The organism is Allofournierella sp. (genome assembly GCF_017889395.1).
Taxonomy (GTDB): Bacteria; Bacillota; Clostridia; order Oscillospirales; family Ruminococcaceae; genus Allofournierella.
On the sequence record NZ_JAGHKE010000042.1, the window covers coordinates 1 to 18,924 of the forward strand.

Genomic DNA, 18,924 nt, shown 5'->3' on the forward strand with positions numbered 1-18,924 from the left:
GCCAGGAAGAGGGCAACCAGGCAGATCAGCGCCCCCAGCGGATTGTTCCAGCCAAAGAACAGGATGCTCCAGAAGAAGTTCAGGATCAGCTGGAAGCCCCAAAGCCGAAGCGTGGGCACCCGGTCCTGAGTGCTTTTGTTCCAGACCAGCGCCATGCCGATGCCCATCAGGATGTACAGGGTGGTCCAGGCGATGGGGAACACGTAGCCGGGAGGAGTGAGAGGGGATTTAAGCAAAGTGGGATAGACATTTTCCAGCCCATACCGGGTGAGTGTGCTGGAAAGCCAGCCGGTGCCAAGGGCAATGGCCGGGAAGAGTGCAAAGGGGAGGGCGCGGGAAAGCCGCTGTTTCATAACGATACCGCCTTTCAGTGGAGGATGTCCGGGCAAAATGCAGCGCCGGTATTCCTAGTATATGCGGAAGAATCCCCCGGGGCGATCTTGCTCTTGGAGGTTACTCTCATCATACAGCGTTTGGAGCTGAAAGACGGTTGTGGGAACAACGGAGAAAAAAGAAAACGTGCCGCTTTGTGTGAAAAGCAGCACGTTTTGAAAAGCAATCATTTGCCGGAAACCGAGTCCATCAGCTGGAACACCTCTTCCGGTGTTTCGGTGAAGTCGTTTTCGATCATAGTGCGCACCAGACCGTAGATCAGAAAAGCCATACCGTTGCGGTGATAGCGTAGGCTGGGGGGAGTGCCCACGTCCGGGCCCAGTACCTCCAGGAACATCTCCTCAAGCACACCCAGCATCTGCTTTTGCCGAAGGCTGCGCAGCAGGGGCCGTTGGCCGTAGATGTAGATGATCAGATATCGGCCGGGGGAGTCCAGCAGGTCCCGCCGGTCCGGCAAAGAGGATGCATAGCGAATCCAGCGGGAGCGCAGATAGTATCCGACCACCTCTTCGATGGAATCGAAATTCCGGTAAAAGGCATTCCGGGAAACTCCGGCCTGGCGGCACAAAAGACTCACCGAAAGATCGGCATCCAGCAGCAGAAGGTCTACCGCCGCGTTGGCGATGGAATCCTTGGTCTGCTGGCAGATCTCACTGTTGCGGGCGTTGGGCATAACGGGCCTCCATAAGCATAGAAAGCTTCGGGCGAACCCCACGGTTTGCCCTGCCTGTCTATTCTATAACGTAACAACTGTTACGTCAAGTGTTGAAAAGTTGTTTATCTTGTTAAAGCGTTGGAGAAAAATGGAAATTTTGCGGCGAAGACTTAAAAAAGAGGCAAGTCTGTAAGGAGAAGGTAAGCTAAAAGTCAAAAGGGTCCGACGGTTTTGAAGCGGAGAGGGAGCAAGGTTGACAGCCGCAGGCCTATGGGGCATACTTAAAGCAAACAGCCGGAAGTATTTCCCGGCGAATCATCAGCCGCCCCGGCTAAGACAGGCGGCGGAATGGAGCGTATCATTATGACAAAACGTGTGTTGGATCTGCTTCCGGCGGAGCTTGCCTCTCTGACTGCAAAGGAGCTGCTGCAGGCAGTGGCAGGCAGCGAGGGCCGGGTGCTTGCAGCCGAAACCATCGGCATCACCCCGCCGCTGCTCAGCGATGTGACCAATGCGGAGTTCGCCGCTTCCATGGGTGCGGACCTGCTGCTTTTGAATATGTTCAATGTGTGGGAGCCCCGCATCGTGGGCCTGCCCGAGACCCGGCCCGAGGACGTGGTGCGCCGGGTGAAGGAACTCACCGGCCGGATGATCGGCATCAATCTGGAGCCGGTGGACCCGGCCGTGTGCGCCCAGAATGAGGAGACCATCTGGGCCATGAGCCGGGGCCGTTACGCCACGGCGGAAAACGCCCAGCGGGCCATGGAGATGGGCGTGGACCTGATCGTGCTCACCGGCAACCCGGGCAACGGCGTGAGCAACGAGGCCATCGTGCATTCGCTGGAAAGCATCCGTGCTCAGGTGGGTGACGGCATCGTGCTGGCGGCAGGTAAGATGCACGCTTCCGGCGTTGTGGGTGAGGGCGGTGAGAACATCATCACCAAAGCGGATGTGGATGCCTTCAGCAAGGCTGGGGCGGACATCATCCTGCTGCCCGCGCCCGGCACTGTGCCCGGCATCACCACCGAGTATGTGCGCGGTCTGGTCAGCTATGCCCACAGCCTGGGCTGCCTGACCATCACGGCCATCGGCACCTCGCAGGAGGGAGCGGACACCGCCACCATCCGTCAGATCGCTCTGGAGTGCAAGATGACCGGCACCGACATCCACCACATCGGCGACTCCGGCTATGTGGGCATGGCCCTGCCGGAGAACATCATGGCCTACAGCGTGGCCATTCGCGGCATCCGTCACACCTACCGGCGCATGGCGGCCTCGCTGGCCCGCAAGCCCAAGAGATAAACGAAGCGGATTCAAAAGCAATGCCCCGGCTCTTTGCAAAGAGCCGGGGCATTTTATGCGAAAAACGCGGCTTATTCCTCAAACAGGTCCAGCAGATAGCCATAGCCTTCCGCTTCCATCTTTGCGTAGGGGACAAAGCGCAGCGACGCGCTGTTGATGCAGTACCGCACCCCGTTGGGAGACTCGGGGTCCCCGGTGAACACGTGGCCCAGGTGGGAATCGCCGGAGCGGCTGCGCACCTCGGTGCGGTGCATGCCGTGGCTGTCGTCCGGCAGCTCCACCACAGCGGGCTCTTCAATGGGCTTGGAAAAAGCGGGCCAGCCGCAGCCGCTCTCGAATTTATCGGTGGAGGAGAACAGCGGCTCACCGGTGACCACATCCACATAAATGCCTTTTTCAAACTGGTTCCAAAATTCGTTGGAAAAGGGACGCTCGGTGCCGTTTTGCTGGGTGACCCGGTACTGCTCACTGGTCAGCTTGTCCCGAATGGCTTCCGCCGCGGGCTTCTGGTAATCGCCCGGATCGATGCGCAGGCTGGAAAACAGCTTCATTTCCGCAAGGGGGATGTGGCAGTAGCCGTCGGGGTTCTTTTCCAGATAATCCTGATGATATTCCTCGGCGGGGTAGAAGTTCACCAGCGGGCCGATCTCCACCTTGAACAGACGGCTGCGGCTGCGCTCGATCTCTGCGATGCGCTCCACCGTCGCTTTTGCCGTGTCGTTTGTGTAGTAGACGCCGGTCTGGTACTGGGTGCCCACATCGTTGCCCTGCCGGTTTTCCACGGTGGGGTCGATCACATAGAAGTACGCCAGCAGCAGTGCGTCCAGGCTTACCTGCTCCGGGTCGTATTCCACCCGCACCGTTTCCCGGAAGCCGGTTTTACCGGTGGATACAGTGGGGTAGTTGGCATCGGCCTCGCCGGAACCGTTGGCGTAGCCGCTTTTGGCATCGATCACGCCGGGGATGGACTGCATCAGCTGTTCAATGCCCCAGAAGCAGCCTCCGGCCAGATAAATCACATTTTCGGTGGATTCCATCTTCATAACCTCCTGTTCCGGTTCGCTTTGAGGCGAACCATTCTCACTGCCTGCGGGCTGCACGGCAGCGTCCTTTGGGCGGCCGCAGCCGCTCAGCAGCATTGCCGCCGCAAGCAGGCTTGCTAATATCGTTCGGTGCATGGCGGGGGCTCCTTTCCTTCCGGTTCGGCCGGGAGCGGGATGCACCGGCCGCGATGCCGGGATGAACGACTTAATTATACTATATAGGTAGGAAAAAGAAAAGCCCCCCTTTCGTACTATTCGGGCAGGGTCTGCGCCGAACAGACGAAAAAGGGGAAAAGTGTTTTGGTCAGACCGAACCCCAGAAGCTTTCCAGCTGGTCTGCCAGTTGCTCAGGACCGTAGAGCCAGCGGCAGTGAGCCCAGTGGCTGGGGAAGAGATGACGGTATTCCGCCCGGGAAAAGCGGCTGTCGATGAGCAGCACCACGCCTTTGTCCTGCGGGGTGCGGATGACCCGTCCTGCCGCCTGCAATACTTTGTTGAAGCCCGGGTACTGGTAGGCGTAGGCAAAGCCGCTGCCCCGGCTTTCTTCAAAATAATCCCGCAGAATCTCCTGCCGGGGGTTCACCTGGGGCAGTCCCACGCCTACAATTGCGGTGCCGATCAGCCGTTCACCCGCCAGGTCCACACCCTCGCCGAACACGCCGCCCATCACGCCGAAGCCCAGAAGCGTCTCTGCGGTGTCCGGCTGGAAGGCATCCAGAAAATCCTTGCGGGCCTGCTCGTCCATGCCCGGCTGCTGCACCAGGGTGCGAACCCCGGGAAACAGCTCCTCGAAGCGCTCCAGCACCTGTGTCAGATAGCTGTAGCTGGGGAAGAAGGCCATGTAATTGCCGGTGCGGCCCCGGCACATTTCATAGAGATAGCGGGCCACCGGCTCGATACTCTGCTGCCGGTCCTTGTAACGGGTGCTCACGTCCGCCGCGCAGAACAGACCCAGATTTTCGGTGGGGAAGGGGCTGGGCAACGTGGCGCAGCGGGCTTCGGCGCAGCCCAGAATGTCCCGGTAATAATCCATGGGGGACAGGGTGGCGCTGAACAGCACCGCGCCCCGCCCGCTGGAAAAGCTCTGGTCCAGAAAGGCGCTGGGGTCCAGGCAGAGCTGGTTGATGCGTACATCGGTGCCGAAGGCCGCCGCCTGGGTCACATAATGGTCATCGTACCGCTCGGCCACCCGCAGATAGCCCCGCAGCTCAAAGTAAAGAGCCAGGATCAGGTCGTGGGCGGTGCCCTCCCGGTGCTCGGTGAGCCATTCCTCCATGGGGCCGGTGACCCGGCCGATCACCCGGTTCAACCCGGTGCGGGCTTCTTTTTCAAAGAAGGTGCGGTTTTCCGCCTCATCGCACTGGCGGCGCAACTCCACAAATTCGTCATTCAGCTTGCCCAGGGCAGTTTTCAGCTTGCTTTTGCCCTTGCCCAGGGCCTTGCGGGCCTCCAATACCTGGCTTTTCAAAAGGCTGGCCGAGTGCATCTCCCGGGCTCGGTCCGGCAGATTGTGGGCCTCGTCCACCAGAAACAGGTAGTCGCCGCCGCTTTCAAAAAAGCGCTTCAGGCTGACCACCGGGTCGAACAGATAATTATAATCCCCAACGATCACATCGCACCAGAGCGACAGGTCCAGCCCCAGCTCGAAGGGGCAGACGGTGAAGCGCCGGGCCAGATCCTCCAGGGCGGCGCGGGTGAATTCATTTTCGTCCAGCGCCTGCCACAGGGCATCCCGGATGCGGTCGTAGTAGCCGTTGGCGTAGGGACAGGCCTCCGGGGTGCATTCCCGCTGTTCCAGCAGGCAGATGGTGTCCTTGGCGGTGAGGGTAATGCTTTTCAGCGCAAGGTCGGGCTGGCTTTTGCGCAGCAGGGCCAGCGCATCCTCCGCTGCCTGCCGGGTGGTGGTGCGGGCAGTGAGATAAAACACCCGCTCGCCGCAGCCCTCGCCCATGGCCTTGAGCGCGGGGAACAGGGTGCTCATGGTTTTGCCGATGCCTGTGGGGGCCTGGCAGAGCAGGCGGCCCTTGTCCCGCAGGGTACGAAATACCGCCCCCGCCAGAGCATATTGGCCCGCCCGGTATTCCTCAAAGGGAAACCGCAGTCCACGCAGCGCTTCGCCCCGGTTCACCTGCCAAGCGGCGGCTCGCTTGGCCCAGGGGGCATACCGGGCCAACAGATCCAGCACGAAGTCCTCCAGCTGACGGGCGGTGAATTCCCGGCGGAAATCCACCACCACCTCATCGTCCACCTGAAAATAGGTCAGCCGCACCGCGATGCTGTCCAGCCCGTGCTGGCGGGCATAGATGGCCGCGTACACCTGCCCCTGGGCCCAGTGCACCGGGTTCATGTCCTCGTGGATCTGGTCGGTGGGGGTGGTCACAGTCTTGATCTCATCTACCACGGTCAGGCCGTCCTCGTCGGTGAAGATGCCGTCTGCCCGGCCATCCACCAGATAGTCCACCTCATCTACGGTGTATTCCTGATTCAGATAGACCTCGGCCTCGTAGCCGGGCCCGGCCTGCTTTTGCAGCCGCCGGTGGATGCGCGCGCCCTCATTGGCCCGGTCAAAGCCGGTGAACCGACTGTCGATGCTGCCGGTCTGCAACAGGAACTCCACCAGCTGCCGCACCGAAAGATGGATCTGTTCCATGAAAAATGCCCCTCTCGCGATACACATTGAACCCATTGTATCACAAAAGGGGCGCCCGGTCACGCAAACAGGGTTTTGGTCAGCTGTTCGGCAATTTCATCCAGCCGGGAGAAATCTGCCGCCGTGCGGTAGAAGCCCTCCAGCTCGTCGTGGCTGGCCTTGGCCTGCCGCTGGGCCGCGCTGGCCAGCTCCAGCAGCTCAGCTGCCGCCTTTCGGTCAAAGCGAAGCCGGGCACGTAGGCTGCGCAGTGCGCCCTTTTCCAGAAAGCGGGTGCAGTGCACGTTCTGCCGGTTTGCAAGAGTCATGGAGTGCCAGGAATTGCCGGTCAAAAAGGCAAGCCGCAATTCGGGAATAAACAGGTGATCGATCACGCCCTCCCGCAGCGGGCAGGGGCAGGTGATGATGGAATAGCCCCGCTCCAAAGCCATATCCCGCAGCAGAGCCAGTGCCAGCGGAGCCGCCGCACCCTGCTCGTCGTGCAGCACGATGGTTTCGCTGGCCAGAGTCTCCACCGTGTTCATAAAGACCATTCGGCCCTTGGGGGTCACGGCGCTCAGCAGGCGGATGCTCTCGCTGCCGGTGTTGCCGGTGCGGGGCAGCCGGCGGGAACCCAGCCGACGGGCCCAGCCCAGCAGCTTTTCCTCATTCACCAGCGGCGCGGTCAGGCGGCGACTGTCCTCCAAAAGAGCGGCGGCTGCCCGGATGGACCGGCCCGCCTGCTCCTGCAAAGCGGAGCATCGGCGGAACAGGGCCACGATCTCGCCCCGGTGGGCGGTCAGATAATCGTTGTCCAGCACATGGTGCAGGTCCACCACCTTCTGCACCGCGCCGGGGTAGGCAGGCTCCACCACATGGGGCGCGGTGGCATCGATGATGGCCGCCCGGGGCCGGGAGAAGATCACCCCGTCCAGACTGTCCGGGTCGGAGGAGCAGTGGATGCGCTCCACCGGCAGAGGGCTGGCCTGAGCCAGACGGGTTATCAGGGTGCTCTTGCCGCAGCCGGGGCCCGCTTTGATCAGATACAGCGGAACCTGCTCCTGTGTGTCCAGCCAGTCAAAGTAGCCCTGAAAGCCCTTCGGTCCCAGAGCACCCATAAAGAAATCCACGCTGTTTGCCATGGAATTTACACTCGTTTTCATCCTGCAACACCTCGCTTTTTGGCCCATCCTATGCGCAGCACCGGAGGGGTGTGCGGCCGGTGGCATTGCAAAGAGTCTTTTTGACTGGTATAATCAGAAAAAATGATTTGTTGAACCGGTCCGAAGACGGCCGGTTTGCGGAATGAGGTGGATGTATGGATCGAAAAGCAACGAATATTGTGGCATATATCACGCTGGTGGGCTGGTGCCTGGCCTACTTTGTGGGTGACCGGTACAATTCCCGGTTTCATCTGAACCAGGCGCTGGTTCTGAACCTGTTTTTCCTGGTGCTGCGGGTGGCTTCCTCGGCGGCAGGCTGGCTTCTGGGCTGGATTCCGCTGGTGGGCTGGCTCGTGATGCTGGCGCTGAATCTGGTAAGTCTGGCGGGCTTTGTTCTTTGGATCGTGGGTCTGGTCTACGCCGTGCAGGACAAGGAACAGCCGGTTCCGCTGCTGGGCTACATTCAGCTGCTGCACTGAGCAAGGTGAAAAAATCTCGGGAATTCCCACTTGACAAGCAGCCGGGCGGGGTGATATTATAATACCCGCCGAAATGCCGGAGCTTGATTCCGGCCATTAAATATGCGAAAAACCGCAGGGCTATAAATTTTCCTGTTTCTGATTCACAAACAGGGGATTGTAGCCCTGTTTTTTTTGTGCCAAGGAGGAACCGGAATGACCGAACGAATCAACCAGAACCCCATGGGCAGCCGGCCGGTACTGCCGCTGCTGGTGAGTATGTCGCTGCCGCCCATCTTATCCATGCTGATCCAGTCGCTGTATAACGTGGTGGACAGCATCTTTGTTGCCCGTCTGAGCAGCGATGCGCTCACCGCCGTTTCGCTGGCCTATCCGCTGCAGAATCTGGTGCTGGCGGTGGCAGTGGGCTTCGGCGTGGGTGCCAATGCCTTTGTGGCCCGCAGCCTGGGCCAGGGCGACCAGCGCAGCGTGGACAAAGCCGCCTCCATGGGCATGGTGTTCACCGGCATTCACGCGCTGGGCTTTCTGTTGATCGGCCTGTTCGGCAGCGAGCCGTTTCTGCGCCTGTTCACCACCGATGAGCAGGTGCTGGCTATGAGCCTGGTATACACCCGCATCGTCATCTGCCTTGCTTTCGGAAGTTTGTTTCACATCTACATCGAAAAGCTGCTGCAGTCGGTGGGCAACATGTTCGTGCCCATGATTCTGCAGGGTGTGGGTGCCATCGTGAATATCGTGCTGGACCCCATCCTGATTTTCGGTCTGCTGGGCGCCCCCCGCATGGGTGTGGCGGGCGCTGCTGTGGCCACTGTGGCCGGGCAGATGACCGCCTGCACCATGGCGCTGGTTTACTTCTTCCGGGCCAAAACCGGCATGCACATCACCCGCAAGGACATGAAGGCGGACTGGAACATTGCCGGCAAGATCTACGGAGTGGGCGTGCCCTCCTGCCTGATGACTGCCATGCCCAGCCTGCTGGTGGGTGTGCTGAATGCCCTGCTGGTGGAGCTGCACGCGCTGGCGGTGGCAGTGTTCGGTTTGTATTTCAAGCTGCAGACCTTTGTGTACATGCCCGCCAACGGCCTGATTCAGGGCATGCGTCCTATCGTGAGCTACAACTACGGTGCGCGGCAGAAGCAGCGGATGCATTCCACCATTCGCTGGAGTCTGACTCTCACGGCTGTCATCATGGCGCTGGGCACCCTGATCGCCTGGGTGCTGCCGGAGCAGATCATGGCCCTCTTCGACGCGGACAGTGCCATGGTGGCCATCGGTGTGCCCATGCTGCGCATCACCAGCCTGGGCTTTGTGGTCTCCACCTTCGGCACGGTACTGGCCGGCTGCTTTGAGGCCCTGGGCAAGGGCATACAGTCGCTGGCGGTGTCGCTCATCCGGCAGCTGGTGATCATCCCGCCGCTGGCAATGGTGCTTTCCCGCTTCTGGGAGTTGAATGGCGTATGGGTCTCCTTCCCGGTGGCGGAGACGCTGGCCGCGCTGGTTGCGGTGGTGCTCTATCGAGGTATGATGCGCCGCATTGATGGTTCCATGAAGGAATGCAAATGAAAAAAACGCCCGCGCGGCTGCCGATTTGGCAGCCTGCGCGGGCGTTTTTGCGTGAAAAATACCGGGTTATTTCTTTTCGGGGACGATCTCCAGCCAGTAGCCGTCCGGGTCCTGGATGAAGTAGATGCCCATGGCTTCGTTTTCAAAGCAGATACAGCCCATCTCCTTGTGCAGAGCGTGGGCAGCGTCGAAGTCCTCCACCTGGAAGGCCAGATGGAACTCGCAGTCACCCAGGTTGTAGGGGCGGTCCATATCCCGCAGCCAGGTCAGCTCCAGCTGGAAGTCGCTCTCCTCGTTGGCCAGGTAGACAATGATGAAGGAGCCGTCCGGCGCGGTGATGCGCCGCACCTCGGTAAGACCCAGAGCCTTCTCATAAAAGGCCTTGGAGCGGTCCAGATCGAAGACATTGTAGTTTTCGTGGATCATTTTAAATTTCATTGCAAAAATTCCTTTCTGGAATGGATTGATAAAAACGGGGCCTCAGCCCTGCCAGACCTCTTCCGCGTGAATGCGGGCAAGATAGGGCGCCAGCTCCGGCCGGTTCAGGTAAGCCAGCATTCCGGCCCGGTCCTCGAAGCAGTGCATGGGGAACACATTGTCACAGCGGCAGGCTTTCAGAAAGTCCACAAAGCCCCACCAGGCGTTTTCCTCCTGCCGGGGGTCCAGCGGAACAAAGGCTGCGTCGAAAAAGCGGCCCCGGATACGGTCCAGCTCCTCGTGGAAGGCCTTGTCGTGCCAGGCATTTTGTTCGTCCGGCTCACCCTCCCAGTGCCACCAGTTCAGATCGCCCGCATGGTAGAACCAAAGCCCCTCGGCCTGCACCAGAAAGGCGCACCCCTCGTCGGTGGAGCGCAGCGTCTCGATGCAAAGACCCTGCCAGTCGTACCGGCTGCGGGGCGCGGCGGGCAGCACATTGGCCGAGCGCCGGGCAGGAATGTTTTCGTCCAGCACATAAAACACATTGGGATGGTGCTCGCTCAGCTCCCACACTGCGGGGGAGTAGTGGTCGTGATGCCGGTGGGAGGAAAAAACAAACAACGTCTTTTCCGGGTCCATCGGGGGCAGAGCGCCCTGAAAGTAGTCAAACAGCAGCAGGGTGTGGTCCAGTTCCACCAGAAAGCAGCTGTGGCAGATGTGGGTGATCTTCATAAAAACTCCTTGAGAATGAAGGTTGCGCTGCTGTTTACAGCAGCTGGCGGCGCAGCTCCTCGCCGCTCAGCGGGCTGAGCAGGGCGGGCGGAACGTCCAGAATGGTCTTGCAGCCGGTCTGCCCGGCGGCGTGCATCCGGTGTACCGCACGGGCACAGGCAGCCAGAACACTGGCGGTAAATTCCGGGTTGGAATCCAGCTTCAGGCTGTATTCCACGGTGGCGGTGTGCTCCTCGTTCCAGCCGGTCAGACCGCTGCGCAGCACGCTGCCGCCGTGGGGCAAGCCGCTGTGCTCGGCGTGCAGCTGCTCCAGACTCACGAAAGTTACGGTGGTGTCGTAATCCGCGAAATAGTTGGGCATGGTCTTGATCTCCTGCTCGATGCGGGCAAGATCCGCCCCCGGCTTTGCGGCCACAAAGCACTCCCGGGTGTGCTTCTGGCGGGTGGTCAGGGTGGGTCGCTGCCCGGCACGCACCTGCTCCAGCGCTTCGGGCACCGGCACGGTGTACTGGCGGGCATCTGCCACGCCCTCGATGCGGCGAATGGCGTCGGAATGGCCCTGGCTTACGCCCTTGCCCCAGAAGGTGTAGGTGCCGCCCTGGGGCAGAATGGCCTCGGCATATACCCGATTCAGCGAGAACAAGCCCGGGTCCCAGCCGCCGCTGATCAGGGCGGTGGTGCCCGCGGCGGCTGCGGCAGCGTCCACCGCAGCAAAGTGTTCCGGGATTTTCGCATGGGTGTCGAAGCTGTCCACCAGATTGAACCAGCGGGCCAGCTCGGGGGTCTGCACCGGCAGGTCGGTGGCACTGCCGCCGCACAGGATCATTATGTCGATCTTACCGGCCCAGTTGGCCGCCTCGCCTGCCGCCACCACCGGCACACCCTCGGTCAGAGGAGAAATACTGGCCGGGTCGCGTCGGGTAAAGATCGCAGCCAGCTCCAGATCCGGGTTCTGGCGCACCGCACACTCGGTGCCCCGGCCCAGATTGCCGTAACCAAAAATACCAATTCGAATCGCCATAAGTAAGCTCCCTCCATTGGTTTTATCAAATATTGGTTCTATTATACCATGAACCGGCGGAACTTGAGAAGTGAGAGAAGCCGGAGAAACAGAAAAGCCCTGTGCGCCAAAGAACGGCACACAGGGCGATTGAGTGTTTCAAAGAGAATCCGCGGCGCGGTTACAGCGGCTGAAAACAGCTGTCCTCGCTGTATAGCAGGGCAATCCGCTGATCGCTCAGGCTGCGGGCGCTGTTTGCGGGGGAGGCATCCGTCACAGTGGGCGAGGTCTGCCTGTTCTGCGTGATGCGGTCCTGCAACAGGGCCACCAGTGCGTCGAAGCTGCCCGGTTCCGGGGCGGTGCTTTCCGCTGCGGTGAGTTCATCGCTGCTTTCTGCTGCGGGCAGCTGGTCGGGGATGGCATCGGCGGGCACATCCAGCAGCAGCCAGGTGGTGTTCCGGCCATAGACGGTGGCGGAGTAGTAGTCGCAGGCAAGCCCCTGGTTGGCGGCAGCCTGTTTCAACGCCACCAGATAGGCAGCGGCTTCCTCCAGTGTGACTTCGGGCGGCTCCCGGTCCGCACTGTGGAAGCCCGTATACAGCACAGTGGGCAGGGGCAGATCATCGGCGGAGAACTCCATCCCCACCCGGAACAGAGGGCTCTGCGGGTCAAACACCTGGTCGTTGTTTTCCGGATAGAAGGTGAGGGTGGTCTCGTAGGGGGAACGGCCCTTCAGGTCTCGGCACAGGCGGTTGGTGTCCAGCTGACCGGCCAGTTTATTGCGCAGCCGATTGGAGGTGTTCAGGCCGCTGTCCACTGTCAGGGCCCGGTTGGTGTAAACCTGACCGCCGCTCAGGTAGGCGGAAAAGCCCACATCCTCCTCGCCGGTCTGGTACACCGGGCAGACATAGCGGCGCTTACCATCCGCGTAGGTGTAGCGGGCATTGCCCACCACATAGCCTTCGCGGGGGTATTTTGCCTGAAGAGCGTCGTTGATGGCGTGTACCGTCCACCGGGCGGTGAAGGGATTGCCCACCTGGCGCTCCACCACCAGTACCAGTGCAGCGATGAGTACCAGTGCAGCCAGTGCGGCGATAACCCGGGTAAGGGGAGTGCGCCGGATCTGGGGCAGGGCCGGCCATTTGATTTTATTCATCCAAAGATTCCTCCTTTGGCTCGGATTTGCCCCGGCGAAGCCCGCCGAAGGCGAAGTGCAGCAGTCTTGCGATGAGCGCACCCACCAGCAATGCTGCCAGATACAGCCCGGCCTGCATCAAAGAGTAACGATTCGGTGTGCTGACCAGCAGCACCAAAGCCATGGGAATGGCGCTGATGACGGCTGCAAACCAGACGCTGCGGCGCAGAAATACATAACCCAGTGCTCCCAATGCGGGCAGGCCCCAGGCCAGGAATGGCCCGTTGGCCAGTGCCAGGCAGACCGCAAAGCCTGCCACCGCCATCAGAGCACTTTGGATCAGCAGTTTGCGCTGGATGCGTCCCAGCACCCGGGCGGCGTCCGGCTCCGGCGGGGGCAGTTGAATGCCGCCAGAATCCAGATAGGCCTGACAGGCGGGGCAGTGGGCCACATGGCTGTGTACCAGGGCTTCGCTGTCCTCGCTGGCAACGCCGTCGGCCACCAGCGGGATCAGGTCCCGACATACATCACAGGAAATGTCTGACACGATGCCTTTATTCATGGCATCGATCCCTCCTCTCGTTTCAGTTGTTCCCGCAGCCAGTTGCGGGTGCGGAAGTTCAGCATGCGGGCGGAATTTTCGGTGATGCCGCATGCCTGGGCAATCTCGGCGAAGGAGTAGCCCTGAGCCCGCATCAGCAGAACGGTGCGGGCGTTGGGCTTGCAGGCTTCCAGCAGCAGTCGGGCACGGCGGGCAAGCTCCCGGGTGTCGCATTCTTCCTCCAGACCCCGTGGGTCCGGCATGTCCTGCTCCAGATATCCGGCCAGCATATCGTCGTAGGAGAGCGTGGGCCGTTTGCGGCGCAGCGCATCCACCCACACGTTGCGGGCGATGGCGAACAGCCAGGTCTTCACGCTGCTGCGGCTTTCGAAGCGGCCGAAGGCGCGCACAGCCTTCAAAAAGGTCTCACTGAGCAGATCCTCCGCCCAGACAGGGTCATGGGTGAGCCCGCAGAGATAGCGGTAGATGTCCGAGCTGTAAAGCTGATACAATTCTTCCAGGTCCTGCAAGCGCACCCCTCCTTTCCGTCTGCTTGGGGTAGTTCCCCAAGCTATGATGTAAAACAGCCGTTTCGATTTATTAGACGGCGGAAGCGGCCGTCCGTTACACAAAAACGCAAAAAAATTCCGCCGGGCCCCGAAAGCTCGGCGGAATGGATCATGCGGTGGGTTTTGCCTTGCCGGTCAGCTGCTGCAGCAGCTGGGGCAGGAAATAAACGGCCTGCTTTGCCCACCAGGGCCAGTCGTGGCTCACGTCCTCGCCCCAGTAGTCCACAAAGGCGGGCATGCGCCGGTCGGTCAGAGCCTGGGCCATGGCCCGGGTGTCGGCCAGGAAATCGTCCTCGTAGGGGCCGCGGCCGCAGCACAGGAACAGAGGAGCCAGCCGGGTGGAAGGCAGGCCTTCGGTGTGCAGCAGGGGCAGGTATTCCAGCGGGCTGTTGCGCAGGGTCAGATCGTCGTGATAAGGCCCGAACCAGGGGGCAGCGGAATAGCTGCCGGACAAACAGATTGCACCGCACACAAGCTCCGGCCGGCGCAGATACAGGTTCAGCGCGTGGCCAGCGCCCAGGCTGCAGCCCAGCAGAGCCACCCGATTGTGGGTGCCGTCGTTCAAAGTCAGCACCCGGGGAATCAGCTCGCCTGCCAGGTAGTTGAACCAGCGTTCCTGCATCTCGCTGCGGGCCCGGCCCTCGCCGCTGCCCAGCCAGCTCTCGGCGTCCACGCTGTCGGCGCAGAACAGCTGAATTTTACCCGCGTCGATCAGCGGGGCCAGCGCGGCCACCATGCCGTGGTCCTCCCAATCGTAAAAGCGGCCTCCCTCACAGGCAAACGCCAGGCAGGGCAGGCCGGAATGGCCGAACACCTTGAACTCCATCTCCCGCTTCAAAAAGCGGCTGGGTTCCTTGTAATATTGGATCTCCACGCAAAATCCCTCCCGAAGCGGTGAAGCGTCACCGCGAATTGCATTACCTTCATTATAGAATGGCCGGGCGGACCGGTCAAGCGGACAAGGTGGAGCAGAACACAAAAAAGCCGGTCATCCGAAGATGACCGGCAGTTTTTGCGTTGAAAAATCAAACAGCGCGGGTAACCTTGCCCGAGCGCAGGCAGCGGGTGCAGGCGTAGATGTACTTGGGAGAACCGTCTACAATAGCCTTAACACGCTTCACGTTCGCCTTCCAGGTGCGGTTAGACCGACGATGAGAGTGGGAAACCTGGATGCCGAAGGAAACGCCCTTGCCACAACAATTGCACTTTGCCATTTGCTGCACCTCCTCGATATAATTTAAGTCGCTAGAATATAATAGCAAGCCGGACGGGAAAAATCAAGGGTTTTTTAAAAATATCTTTGAAAAACTCTGAAAAAGTCCCATTTTGCTTGTGAACGGCCCCAAAAAACGCTATAATAAAAAGCAAACTGCCGAATATGCCCCTCATTCGAGCCGGGCAGTGCGCAGTGGTTTGCCAAAGACATCCTACCTTATTTTATATAAGGCGTCAAATGAACAAAAAGGGAGAGTTTTATGGGTCTGATCAGTCCTGCCCAGTTGATGGTCTGGGTGATGCGCGGCCTTGCCATGCTGCTGGCCATTCCGGTGCATGAGTCCGCCCACGCCTGGGCAAGCGCCAAGCTGGGCGATCCCACCGCAAAGAATATGGGGCGGCTTTCGCTGAATCCTATGGCACACTTTGACCTGCTGGGTGCGGTTTGTATGATCGTGGCGGGTATCGGCTGGGCCAAGCCGGTGCCGGTGTACCCTCAGCGGTACAAGAATCCCAAGCTGGGCATGGCCCTCAGCGCGGCGGCGGGGCCGATTTCCAATCTGCTGCTGGCGTATCTGTCTATGATGCTGTATAAGCTGGCATACTATTTCCTGCCGGCGGGGATGCTGGCGGAGCTGGTACTGTATTTCCTTTACTACATGGTGGCCATCAACGTGTCGCTGGCAGTGTTCAATCTGCTGCCGGTGCCGCCCTTCGACGGCAGCCGCATTCTTCTGCTGGTGCTGCCCCGGCGGTTGTATTTCCGGGTGATGCAGTATGAGCGCCAGATTTTCATCGGTATGTTCATCCTGCTGATGCTGGGCGTGTTCGATGTGCCACTCTACTGGCTGAACAACGGCATGTGGAACATTCTGAACCACGCCACCGCCTTCATTGACCGGGCGGTCTATATGGCGGCGGGCATTGCGGTGTAAGGAGGGGAAAGCATGGAGACTTTGACCTTCCACCTGGAAGAATTCGACGGTCCGCTGGATGTGCTGCTCTATCTTGTGAGCAAGAACAAGATGAACATCTACGACATTCCCATCCTGGAGCTGATCGACCAGTACACCAGCCTGATCAACGGCCTGCAGGATAACCGGATGGAGGTGGCCAGTGAGTTCATCGAGATGGCTGCCCGTCTGGTGCAGATGAAGAGCTTTCTGCTTCTGCCCCGCAGCGAGGAAGCAGAGCGGATGAAGGAAGAGCTCACCGGTCAGCTGATTGAATACAGCGCCTGCAAAGAGGTGGCCCGCCAGCTGGGCGAACAGGCCGCCAGCCATTGCAGCTTTGTGCGCCCGCCTGTGGAGCTGGAGCAGGATAATACCTATCGCCTGACGCACGATGCCAGCTTGCTGGCCCAGGCGATGGAGTTGCTTTTGGGCCGGGGCAAGCGCCGCAAGGCTGCCCCCAGCCAGCAAAGCTTTGAGCCGCTGGTCACCGCGCCCTTTGTGTCGGTGGCGAGCCGGGTGGTGCACGTGCTGCGCAGCATCGTTACCGGCCGGGTGGCAAGCCTCCGCGGGCTATTTAACCGGGGCGGAAGCCGCAGCCAGACGGTGGCCACCTTTCTGGCGGTGCTGGAGCTGATTCGCGCGGGTCGTATTGAGATCGACGACCAGGAGAGCCTCACCGTGCGCCGGGGCCGGATGAAGAAACAGGAGAGTTGACAAAAGGCATGACACAAAAGGAAAAGGAATACAAGGCGGCTGTGGAGGCCATCCTGTTTGCCCATGGCGACGCCATCGGAGCGGACAAGATCGCCGAGGCGCTGGAGATCCCGAAGGATCACACCGTAGCCATTCTGGAGCAGCTGCAGAAGGAATACGAAAAGGCGGACCGGGGCCTGTGCATCCTGCCCCTGGGCGACAAGTGGCAGATGGCCACCAAAACCGCCGTGCAGGAGCCGGTGAAACGGGTGCTGGACAATCGGCGCAACACGCCCCTTTCCCAGGCAGCGCTGGAGGTGCTGGCGATCATCGCCTACAACCAGCCGGTGTCCCGCGGATTTGTGGAGCAGGTGCGCGGCGTGGACTCCTCGTCCACCATCGCAAAGCTGATGGAAAAGGGTCTGGTGGAGGAGGCCGGACGGCTGGATCTGCCCGGCCGGCCCATCAGCCTGTGCACCACTGAGGTGTTTCTGCGCACCTTTGGTCTGGCAACGCTGGAGCAGCTGCCCCCGCTGCACGAGGGCGACGGCGTTCAGCTGGAGATGGCGGGCAGTACGGGCGAGACCCAGGCCTGACCCATCCCATGAAGTAAAATGGGTAAGGAGGCGAGCCGATGGCTGTTTTATGGCTGATCCTGAAGGGGATCGGGTGGGTTTTGCTGGTGCTTCTGGCGCTGCTCATCGCTGCGCTTCTGGTTCCGGTGACCGCTGAACTCTGCTATGAGAAGGGGCAGTTCAGCGCCGCGCTTCGGGTGCTGGCGGTGCGGGTGAAGCTGTATCCCCGCCCGGAAAAACCGGAAAAGCCCCAAAAGCAGAAGAAACCCCGAAGACCGAAAAAAGCAAAGCCTGTAACGAAGAAGCCCACGGCACAAGCAGCTGCCGAACAGGAGAAAGCGGCAGCAACAGAGCAGACACCAGCGCACAAGCCGCAGGCAGAAGTGTCTGAGCAAAAGCAGGCGGCACTCCAGCCCGCTGCCCGACAAACCGGCAAAGCCACTGCCCGGCCGCCGCAGCAAAAGCCGGAAAAAACGCTGCAGGAAACCCTGGACTGGGTGCTTGCCTGGGTGCGCACCGGCGGTCAGATTCTGCGCCGCCTGCTGGAAGGCTTCAAGATCCATCACATTCAAATCTATCTGCCGGTGCATGGGGAAAGTGCCGCTTCCACTGCGCTGGCTGTGGGCGCGGTACACGCGGGCCTTGGTGCCAGCTTCGGCATGCTGCAGAATTTTTTAGATCTGCGCATGGAGCAGCTGGTCATCGAGCCGGATTATACCGGCGAACACCAGGGGCGGGAACATTTCTCTTGTAAAATCACGTCCCATCTGATTATAATGGTAATAACAGGAGTCTGGGCGCTGCTTCGCCTGCATAAGGAAAAGCTGATCTGACCGCCGCCCGGCTCGCATTGAAACAAACGGAACATCCCGGCCCCGCAAGGCCGGTTGCATCACAGGAGGGAAACAACTATGGCTGAACGTCCGCTTGAGGGTATGATGCGCGTCACCCTGGATAAGATCCGTCCGGCGGTTCCGACTTCGGCGCCAAGACCACCAAGGAGCTGTTCGGCGGCGGAAGCGGCGCAGGCGTGTCGGTCACCCCGGTGGCCTTCCTGGTCATTAAGGACGGCAACGTGCGCACCATCCAGCTGGCGGACCACAACAGCACCGTGGACCGGGCGCTGAACATGGTGCCCGAGCTGGTGGACAAGCTCACCGGCCTGCTGAACAAGGGTGAGGCCGCAGCGGCCGACCCGGCACAGAACCAGTAAACCAAGCCGGGCGGCATGTTGAATCTGCCGCCCGCTTTTTCTGCAATCAACCAACAGAGAATATGAGGAACGGATTATGGCATTGGAACGAGTACAAAAGGTAATGGCCGAGCAGGGCATGTGCTCCCGCCGCGCAGCGGAGCAGATCATTCTGGAGGGCCGGGTGAAGGTGAACGGTCACCCGGTAAACCTGGGCGATAAGATGGACGTGAACCGGGATACCCTGAGCATCGACGGCCAGCGCATCCGCCTGGAGAAGAAGCAGGAATACCACTACCTGATGCTGCACAAGCCCCGCGGCTTTGTGACCACTACCAGTGACGAGCGCGGCCGCAAGACCGTGATGGACCTGCTGGCCGATTACCCGGCCCGGGTCTTCCCGGTGGGCCGTCTGGATAAGGACAGCGAGGGTCTGCTGCTGCTCACCAACGACGGCAGCTTTGCCAACCTGATGATGCATCCCTCCCATGGTGTGAGCAAGCTCTACCGGGTGACCGTGCGTCCCCGCGCGGACGAGAGCCAGGTTATTGCTCTGAGCAAGGGCGTTACCCTGGACGACGGCAGCGTCACCCAGCCCGCGGTGATCAACGTGGTGGTGGATGAGCCGGGCCGCACCGTGATGGAAATGACCATCAAGGAGGGCAAGAACCGGCAGAT

The 18,924-nt window shown here is 60.6% G+C and carries 22 protein-coding genes; 9 read left to right on the forward strand and 13 right to left on the reverse strand.

Features of this window, described 5'->3' with window-relative positions; all coding sequences use genetic code 11:
- Positions 1-353 (reverse strand): TspO/MBR family protein (locus J7G73_RS06855; RefSeq protein WP_291245718.1); only part of this gene is annotated, 353 nt, incomplete at its 3' end.
- A 206-nt stretch (positions 354-559) separates the two neighbouring features.
- Entirely contained in the window at positions 560-1,066 is a 507-nt protein-coding gene (locus tag J7G73_RS06860) for a TetR family transcriptional regulator (RefSeq protein WP_087296052.1), read from the reverse strand.
- 345 nt (positions 1,067-1,411) lie between these two features.
- On the opposite strand from J7G73_RS06860, the gene J7G73_RS06865 reads away from it, so the two are divergent.
- Entirely contained in the window at positions 1,412-2,350 is a 939-nt protein-coding gene (locus J7G73_RS06865) for a haloacid dehalogenase-like hydrolase (protein WP_291245719.1), read from the forward strand.
- Between the two features lie 71 nt (positions 2,351-2,421).
- On the opposite strand, the gene msrB is transcribed toward J7G73_RS06865, so the two are convergent.
- The 3 genes from msrB to J7G73_RS06880 form a co-directional block, all read right to left on the reverse strand.
- Entirely contained in the window at positions 2,422-3,528 is a 1,107-nt protein-coding gene (gene msrB, locus J7G73_RS06870; RefSeq protein ID WP_291245720.1) for a peptide-methionine (R)-S-oxide reductase MsrB, read from the reverse strand.
- A gap of 169 nt (positions 3,529-3,697) precedes the next feature.
- Entirely contained in the window at positions 3,698-6,043 is a 2,346-nt protein-coding gene (locus J7G73_RS06875) for an ATP-dependent DNA helicase (protein WP_291245721.1), read from the reverse strand.
- Between the two features lie 59 nt (positions 6,044-6,102).
- The gene (locus J7G73_RS06880; protein ID WP_291245722.1) at positions 6,103-7,182 is read right to left on the reverse strand and encodes a hypothetical protein; all 1,080 of its coding nucleotides are present in this window, start codon (positions 7,180-7,182) and stop codon (positions 6,103-6,105) included.
- Positions 7,183-7,337: 155 nt separating this feature from the next.
- Between J7G73_RS06880 and J7G73_RS06885 the strand changes: the two genes are divergently transcribed.
- Positions 7,338-7,661, forward strand: a complete 324-nt coding sequence (locus J7G73_RS06885; protein ID WP_291245723.1) for a hypothetical protein — start codon at positions 7,338-7,340, stop codon at positions 7,659-7,661.
- Between the two features lie 195 nt (positions 7,662-7,856).
- Positions 7,857-9,224 carry an MATE family efflux transporter gene (locus tag J7G73_RS06890; RefSeq protein WP_087296058.1) on the forward strand — a complete coding sequence of 456 codons (1,368 nt, stop codon included), beginning with the start codon at positions 7,857-7,859 and terminating at the stop codon, positions 9,222-9,224.
- 66 nt (positions 9,225-9,290) lie between these two features.
- On the opposite strand, the gene J7G73_RS06895 is transcribed toward J7G73_RS06890, so the two are convergent.
- The 8 genes from J7G73_RS06895 to rpmB all read right to left on the reverse strand — a co-directional run bounded on the left by J7G73_RS06895 (position 9,291) and on the right by rpmB (position 14,832).
- Entirely contained in the window at positions 9,291-9,662 is a 372-nt protein-coding gene (locus tag J7G73_RS06895) for a VOC family protein (protein WP_087296059.1), read from the reverse strand.
- A gap of 42 nt (positions 9,663-9,704) precedes the next feature.
- Entirely contained in the window at positions 9,705-10,373 is a 669-nt protein-coding gene (locus J7G73_RS06900; protein WP_087296060.1) for an MBL fold metallo-hydrolase, read from the reverse strand.
- A gap of 34 nt (positions 10,374-10,407) precedes the next feature.
- Positions 10,408-11,394, reverse strand: a complete 987-nt coding sequence (locus J7G73_RS06905; protein ID WP_087296061.1) for a diaminopimelate dehydrogenase — start codon at positions 11,392-11,394, stop codon at positions 10,408-10,410.
- 160 nt (positions 11,395-11,554) lie between these two features.
- Positions 11,555-12,529 (reverse strand): hypothetical protein, encoded by a 975-nt coding sequence (locus J7G73_RS06910; protein WP_087296062.1) that lies wholly within the window; start codon positions 12,527-12,529, stop codon positions 11,555-11,557.
- Positions 12,522-13,070 (reverse strand): zf-HC2 domain-containing protein, encoded by a 549-nt coding sequence (locus J7G73_RS06915; protein WP_247643477.1) that lies wholly within the window; start codon positions 13,068-13,070, stop codon positions 12,522-12,524. The genes J7G73_RS06910 and J7G73_RS06915 overlap by 8 nt, the downstream gene beginning before the upstream one ends.
- Complete coding sequence (locus J7G73_RS06920) at positions 13,067-13,579, reverse strand: RNA polymerase sigma factor (RefSeq protein WP_158097593.1); 513 nt, start codon at positions 13,577-13,579, stop codon at positions 13,067-13,069. Before J7G73_RS06920 ends, J7G73_RS06915 begins: the two co-directional genes overlap by 4 nt.
- Before the next feature lie 148 nt (positions 13,580-13,727).
- Entirely contained in the window at positions 13,728-14,492 is a 765-nt protein-coding gene (locus J7G73_RS06925) for an alpha/beta hydrolase-fold protein (protein WP_247643478.1), read from the reverse strand.
- 151 nt (positions 14,493-14,643) lie between these two features.
- Entirely contained in the window at positions 14,644-14,832 is a 189-nt protein-coding gene (gene rpmB / locus J7G73_RS06930) for a 50S ribosomal protein L28 (protein WP_077138557.1), read from the reverse strand.
- 261 nt (positions 14,833-15,093) lie between these two features.
- Between rpmB and J7G73_RS06935 the strand changes: the two genes are divergently transcribed.
- From J7G73_RS06935 to J7G73_RS06960, 6 genes are all read left to right on the forward strand, one after another.
- On the forward strand, positions 15,094-15,768 hold the full coding sequence (locus J7G73_RS06935; protein WP_206423083.1) for a site-2 protease family protein: 675 nt from the start codon (positions 15,094-15,096) through the stop codon (positions 15,766-15,768).
- A gap of 12 nt (positions 15,769-15,780) precedes the next feature.
- Positions 15,781-16,500, forward strand: a complete 720-nt coding sequence (locus J7G73_RS06940) for a segregation/condensation protein A (protein WP_087296064.1) — start codon at positions 15,781-15,783, stop codon at positions 16,498-16,500.
- A gap of 8 nt (positions 16,501-16,508) precedes the next feature.
- A complete protein-coding gene (scpB, locus tag J7G73_RS06945) occupies positions 16,509-17,075 on the forward strand; it encodes an SMC-Scp complex subunit ScpB (RefSeq protein ID WP_087296065.1) in 567 nt (188 codons plus the stop codon).
- Between the two features lie 38 nt (positions 17,076-17,113).
- Positions 17,114-17,887 carry a DUF2953 domain-containing protein gene (locus J7G73_RS06950; protein ID WP_087296066.1) on the forward strand — a complete coding sequence of 258 codons (774 nt, stop codon included), beginning with the start codon at positions 17,114-17,116 and terminating at the stop codon, positions 17,885-17,887.
- A gap of 170 nt (positions 17,888-18,057) precedes the next feature.
- Complete coding sequence (locus J7G73_RS06955; protein WP_291245725.1) at positions 18,058-18,267, forward strand: GerW family sporulation protein; 210 nt, start codon at positions 18,058-18,060, stop codon at positions 18,265-18,267.
- A 76-nt stretch (positions 18,268-18,343) separates the two neighbouring features.
- Positions 18,344-18,924: pseudouridine synthase (locus J7G73_RS06960; protein ID WP_291245724.1), on the forward strand; the 581-nt coding region annotated here is incomplete at its 3' end.

What these genes read in the sequence shown, in the direction of transcription:
- J7G73_RS06860 (WP_087296052.1), bottom strand. Translation starts at nt 1,066, where the DNA reads ATGCCCAACGCCCGCAACAGTGAGATCTGCCAGCAGACCAAGGATTCC.
- J7G73_RS06865 (WP_291245719.1), top strand. Translation starts at nt 1,412, where the DNA reads ATGACAAAACGTGTGTTGGATCTGCTTCCGGCGGAGCTTGCCTCTCTG.
- msrB (WP_291245720.1), bottom strand. Translation starts at nt 3,528, where the DNA reads ATGCACCGAACGATATTAGCAAGCCTGCTTGCGGCGGCAATGCTGCTG.
- J7G73_RS06875 (WP_291245721.1), bottom strand. Translation starts at nt 6,043, where the DNA reads ATGGAACAGATCCATCTTTCGGTGCGGCAGCTGGTGGAGTTCCTGTTG.
- J7G73_RS06880 (WP_291245722.1), bottom strand. Translation starts at nt 7,182, where the DNA reads ATGAAAACGAGTGTAAATTCCATGGCAAACAGCGTGGATTTCTTTATG.
- J7G73_RS06885 (WP_291245723.1), top strand. Translation starts at nt 7,338, where the DNA reads ATGGATCGAAAAGCAACGAATATTGTGGCATATATCACGCTGGTGGGC.
- J7G73_RS06890 (WP_087296058.1), top strand. Translation starts at nt 7,857, where the DNA reads ATGACCGAACGAATCAACCAGAACCCCATGGGCAGCCGGCCGGTACTG.
- J7G73_RS06895 (WP_087296059.1), bottom strand. Translation starts at nt 9,662, where the DNA reads ATGAAATTTAAAATGATCCACGAAAACTACAATGTCTTCGATCTGGAC.
- J7G73_RS06900 (WP_087296060.1), bottom strand. Translation starts at nt 10,373, where the DNA reads ATGAAGATCACCCACATCTGCCACAGCTGCTTTCTGGTGGAACTGGAC.
- J7G73_RS06905 (WP_087296061.1), bottom strand. Translation starts at nt 11,394, where the DNA reads ATGGCGATTCGAATTGGTATTTTTGGTTACGGCAATCTGGGCCGGGGC.
- J7G73_RS06910 (WP_087296062.1), bottom strand. Translation starts at nt 12,529, where the DNA reads ATGAATAAAATCAAATGGCCGGCCCTGCCCCAGATCCGGCGCACTCCC.
- J7G73_RS06915 (WP_247643477.1), bottom strand. Translation starts at nt 13,070, where the DNA reads ATGAATAAAGGCATCGTGTCAGACATTTCCTGTGATGTATGTCGGGAC.
- rpmB (WP_077138557.1), bottom strand. Translation starts at nt 14,832, where the DNA reads ATGGCAAAGTGCAATTGTTGTGGCAAGGGCGTTTCCTTCGGCATCCAG.
- J7G73_RS06935 (WP_206423083.1), top strand. Translation starts at nt 15,094, where the DNA reads ATGGGTCTGATCAGTCCTGCCCAGTTGATGGTCTGGGTGATGCGCGGC.
- J7G73_RS06940 (WP_087296064.1), top strand. Translation starts at nt 15,781, where the DNA reads ATGGAGACTTTGACCTTCCACCTGGAAGAATTCGACGGTCCGCTGGAT.
- scpB (WP_087296065.1), top strand. Translation starts at nt 16,509, where the DNA reads ATGACACAAAAGGAAAAGGAATACAAGGCGGCTGTGGAGGCCATCCTG.
- J7G73_RS06950 (WP_087296066.1), top strand. Translation starts at nt 17,114, where the DNA reads ATGGCTGTTTTATGGCTGATCCTGAAGGGGATCGGGTGGGTTTTGCTG.